Source organism: Methylobacterium sp. B1 (genome assembly GCF_000333255.1).
Classification (GTDB): domain Bacteria; phylum Pseudomonadota; class Alphaproteobacteria; order Rhizobiales; family Beijerinckiaceae; genus Methylobacterium; species Methylobacterium fujisawaense.
In genome coordinates, this window is record NZ_BACT01001039.1 from 1 (window position 1) to 2,393 (window position 2,393).

Sequence of the window (2,393 nt, forward strand, 5' to 3'; positions counted from 1 at the left end):
GCCCCGTCCCGCGGCGGGGGGGCTCAGGAGAGGCGGGCGTAGCGCCGCTCGAAATAGGCCGAGAGCTGCGACAGGATCGACGTAAGGCCGAGGTAGATCAGCGCCGCCGCGATGTAGAAGTCGAATGGCCGGAAGGTCGTGGCAATCATGAGCTGTGCGTAGAGCGTCAGCTCCACGACCGTGATCGTCGACAGGAGCGAGGTGTTCTTGACCGCCGAGATCGCCTCGTTGGTCAGCGACGGCAGGATCATGCGGAACACCTGCGGCAGGACGATCCGCACCATCATGATCCGCGGGTTCATGCCCAGGGCGAGCGCCGACTCGACCTGACCCCGGGGGATCGCCGCGAGCCCGGCCCGGATCGTCTCGGCCACGTAGGCGCCGCTGCTGACCCCCAGCGCGATGATGCCGGCCGTGATCGGCGAGAGCTTCACCCCTATCTGCGGCATGCCGAAATACACGATGAAGACCTGGATCAGGGTCGGCGTGCCGCGAATGAACCAGACGTAGAAGCTCGCGAGCGCTCGGAAGGGCGCGAAGGACGAGCGCTTGCCCAGCGCACCGAGCAGGCCGCAGACCCAGCTCACCAGGATGCTCGCCACCGTGACGCCGAGCACCACCAGGGTCGCCGAGAGGAAGCCGGGGCCGTAGGTGACGACCTCGTCCGAGAGGGTGAGCCACCATTCCTGCAACGCCGCGCCGCTCATCGCTGTCCGATCTCCCCGGTGATGGGCCAGCGGCTCACGCTGTCTGTCCGAGCGCGGCGGGCTGGTGCAGCACGCGCCGGAGGAACTGGCGCAGCCGCTCGCTCCGGGGCGCGCCGATGATGTCGTCGGGCGGACCGTCCTCGGCGATCACGCCGCCGTCGAAGAACAGGGTGCGGGTGCCGACATCCCGGGCGAAGGCCATCTCGTGGGTGACGAGCAGCATCGTCATTCCGTCCGCCGCGAGGGAGCTGATCAGCGCCAGCACCTCGCCCACCAGCTCCGGATCGAGGGCCGAGGTGACCTCGTCGAACAGCATCACCTTGGGCGCCATCGCCAGGGCGCGCACGATCGCCACGCGCTGCTGCTGCCCGCCGGAGAGCTTCGACGGGTAGGCGTGCCGCTTCTCGTAGAGGCCGATGCGCTGGAGCAGCGCCTCCGCCTCCGCGACGGCCTGACGGCGCGGCATCCGCCGCACCCGGATCGGCGCCTCGATGACGTTCTCCAGCACGGTCATGTGCGGCCAGAGATTGTAGCTCTGAAAGACCATGCCGATCCGAGTGCGCAATTCGCAGAGCTGCTGCGGCGTCGGCTGGCGGCGGGCGCCCTGCTCGTAGTCGAAGGCAAAGCGCTCGAAATCCATGAAGCCGGATGTCGGCGTCTCCATGAGATTCAGGCAGCGCAGGAACGTGCTCTTGCCCGAGCCGCTCGCGCCGATGATCGACACGACCTCACCCTCGTGGATGTCGAGGGAGATGCCCTTCAGGACCTCGTTGGCGCCGTAACTCTTGTGCAGCTTCCTGATCTTCAGGAGCGGGGGCGCGGTCGTCTCGATCTGAGCCATCGTCAAACCTGATGTTATGCGATCATGCGCCGAATGATTGATTATATCTGCGCGTTAATCGCGCTATGATACTACATTTTCGCTCATCAAATCTCTCAATGTGGGGATTTTATTTCGATTTTGGCGCGGTTTTACGTTGCCAAATCCGATACCATGCCTTAGCAGAGCCGGTATACCGCCGGCATTCAAGCGGTATTTTTGAGCATGGCTGCCTCCAACATGGTCATTGAGCCCATGGATCCCGGTATTCCCTGCGCGAGCGCGCCGGGCGCGTGCCTCATTGTTCAGCCGATCGACCGGGTCGGTCCGGCGCCGCGGCGGGCTCCGGCCGCGGAATCCCGGGGCGGCAACGGCCGAGCTCCCGCGATCCGCGCCGAACCCGACGTCGGGGAACGGCGGCTGGACGACGTGCGCACCGGTCAGCCGGCATGACCGGCCTCGCGATCGACCCGGATTTCTGCGCGGCGCTCTTCGCCGAGCTCCTCGGCTTCAGCCAGGACGCACCCGGCGTGACGCGGGCAGCCTACGGCGCTGGCGAGGAGCGCGCCCACGCCCTGATGCGGGCCACCGGGCTGGCGCTGGGGCTCACCGCCGAGACCGACGCGGCCGGCAACCTGTTCCTGACGATGGCGGGACGCGACCCGACCCTGGCGCCCTGGATGGTCGGCTCGCACGTCGACACGGTGCCCCACGGGGGCAATTTCGACGGGGCGGCGGGCGTGATCGGCGGCCTCGCGGCCGTGGAGGCCCTGCGCCGGGCGGGCCTCGTGCCGGCGCGTCCCGTGACGGTGGCGGTGTTCAGGGCCGAAGAAAGCGTCTGGGTCCCGGCCTCCTATGTCGGCAGC

General features: G+C 67.6%; 4 protein-coding genes. 2 read left to right on the forward strand and 2 right to left on the reverse strand.

The window, feature by feature from the left end; all coding sequences use genetic code 11:
- Window positions 1-23: 23 nt before the first annotated feature.
- Window positions 24-707: an amino acid ABC transporter permease gene (locus tag I53_RS28985; protein ID WP_043357595.1), complete on the reverse strand. Its 684-nt coding sequence runs from the start codon at window positions 705-707 to the stop codon at window positions 24-26.
- A gap of 34 nt (window positions 708-741) precedes the next feature.
- A complete protein-coding gene (locus tag I53_RS28990; protein WP_043357597.1) occupies window positions 742-1,548 on the reverse strand; it encodes an amino acid ABC transporter ATP-binding protein in 807 nt (268 codons plus the stop codon).
- Between the two features lie 204 nt (window positions 1,549-1,752).
- Here I53_RS28990 and I53_RS28995 point away from each other — a divergent pair, with 204 nt between their 5' ends.
- Window positions 1,753-1,980: a hypothetical protein gene (locus I53_RS28995; protein ID WP_083936189.1), complete on the forward strand. Its 228-nt coding sequence runs from the start codon at window positions 1,753-1,755 to the stop codon at window positions 1,978-1,980.
- A partial coding sequence (locus tag I53_RS29000; RefSeq protein ID WP_043357601.1) for a M20/M25/M40 family metallo-hydrolase occupies window positions 1,977-2,393 on the forward strand: 417 nt, incomplete at its 3' end. The genes I53_RS28995 and I53_RS29000, both read left to right, overlap by 4 nt.

Bases quoted from the DNA above. Each gene is read 5' to 3' on its own strand.
- I53_RS28995 (WP_083936189.1), top strand. From the start codon at position 1,753: ATGGCTGCCTCCAACATGGTCATTGAGCCCATGGATCCCGGTATTCCC.
- I53_RS28990 (WP_043357597.1), bottom strand. From the start codon at position 1,548: ATGGCTCAGATCGAGACGACCGCGCCCCCGCTCCTGAAGATCAGGAAG.
- I53_RS28985 (WP_043357595.1), bottom strand. From the start codon at position 707: ATGAGCGGCGCGGCGTTGCAGGAATGGTGGCTCACCCTCTCGGACGAG.